Origin of the sequence: Hyphomonas sp. UBA3601 (assembly GCF_002375605.1) — a bacterium.
Classification (GTDB): Bacteria; Pseudomonadota; Alphaproteobacteria; order Caulobacterales; family Hyphomonadaceae; genus Hyphomonas.
Map to the genome: position 1 here is coordinate 1 of NZ_DFME01000133.1, position 1835 is coordinate 1835.

The 1835-nt window shown below is 55.7% G+C and carries 2 protein-coding genes; one reads left to right on the forward strand and one right to left on the reverse strand.

The window, feature by feature from the left end:
* On the forward strand, positions 1-1347 hold a 1347-nt coding region (locus B4F73_RS15205; RefSeq protein WP_290483687.1), incomplete at its 5' end, for an HWE histidine kinase domain-containing protein.
* A 53-nt stretch (positions 1348-1400) separates the two neighbouring features.
* Here B4F73_RS15205 and B4F73_RS15210 read toward each other — a convergent pair.
* Positions 1401-1835: redoxin domain-containing protein (locus tag B4F73_RS15210; RefSeq protein ID WP_290481272.1), on the reverse strand; the 435-nt coding region annotated here is incomplete at its 5' end.

Below are 1835 nucleotides of genomic sequence, written 5' to 3' on the forward strand. Positions count from 1 at the left end.
GACAGTGTTGTTAAAGCCTATCCCGCTGCTGCTGGGTTTGTGGATCGCGCTGCCGGTATGCTCGTCTTGCCCGTGTCGCGGGCGCCGAGAGACTACATTGTGCTGTTCCGCAGGGAGCTTGCAAAATCTGTCACATGGGCCGGGAATCCGGATAAACCCGTCGTTTCTGGTCCGAATGGCGACCGTCTCACCCCGCGCAAGAGTTTTGAGGCATGGCAGCAGATTGTGCGGAATACATCTGCCCCCTGGCAGCCCGCCGAAGTGCGCGCCGCTGAAGCGCTGCGGCTGACATTGCTCGAAGTCATTTTGCGTATGTCGGACGCAACATTGCGCGAACGGGCTAAAGCGCAGGAGCATCAGGAACTTCTGATTGCCGAGCTTAATCACCGAGTGCGGAATATCTTGAGCTTGATTGGTGGGCTTGTTGAACAGAGCGGATCCGAGGCGCGCTCCATTTCTGAGTTTACGCATGTTGTGGGTGGTCGGATCCACGCACTCAGTCGTGCCCATGACTTGATCACGAGGCAGCAATGGGAGCCTGCTTCAGCACGAGAGCTGATACGCATCGAGGTGGAAGCCTATCTTGGGGCAAACGCCGAGAAGGTGAAGATTCAGGGGCCGGACGTCCATTTGCGACCAAAAGCCTTCACGGCCGTGTCGCTGGTCGTGCATGAATTGCTGACCAACTCGGCGAAATACGGGGCGCTTAGCAAAACAAATGGCGTCGTGCAGATTGGCTTCGCGCGGCTCTCGGACGGGGCCTTGTCAATATCGTGGCTGGAGACCGGTGGCCCGCCCATCCAGTCACCTCCTGTGCGCCGGGGCTTCGGGTCGACCATCATTGAGCGATCGATTCCGTATGAGCTGGGTGGTCGAGCCGAGATGAGGTTTGAGGTCACCGGTGTCTCAGCGGATTTCGAAATTCCCCCGGCACATGTCGATGGATTTTCCGATGCCTTGCATCCCGAGACCGGCAGCAAGACGGGTGAGCGCAAGCAGGCCAGCCTGTCAGGGCATGCGCTGGTACTGGAAGACAATTTGATCATTGCAATGGATGCGGAGGACATGCTTCGGTCGCTAGGTGCGACGGAAGTGTTCGTGGCGTCAAACGTGAAGGAAGCCCTCGATTTCATCGAGAGCGAGACCCTTCAATTCGCCTTGTTGGATGTCAACCTCGGATCAGAGACCAGTGAACCGGTCGCCGAACAATTGCACGCACAAGGCATTTCCTTTGCATTTGCGACGGGATATGGAGATTCCATCGATTTGGCAAAGCGTTACTCATCCGCGCCAGTGGTCAAGAAACCATACGATATCGACTCGATCAAAGCAGCTTTGCCAAATTGAATTCGCTTTCAGTGCCTTCCGTGCGCTGATGGCACGGAAGGTCAGGAGGAAATCTATTTTTCCGGCTGAGGAGTGTAGCGCAAGTACGGCTTCACCGCCTTGTAGCCTTTCGGAAAGAGCCTGGCGATTTCGTTCGGGTCAGTCAGAGAAGGCACGATGATCACATCATCGCCGTCGTTCCAGTTCACTGGCGTCGCCACTTTGTGGCCGTCCGTAAGTTGAAGGCTGTCAATCAGGCGGAGGATCTCATCAAAGTTCCGACCTGCGCTTGGGGGATAGATGATGGAAGCGCGAATTTTCTTGTTGGGGTCGACGACATAAACTGCCCGAACCGTGACTTTGGCGTCCGCATTTGGGTGGATCATGTTGTACAGCGTTGCCACGCTGCGATCAGGATCGGCAATGATCGGAAATTGAACACTGGTATTCTGGGTTTCCTCGATATCAGCGATCCACTTCTTGTGGTCTTCGAGGCTGTCGACTGAAAT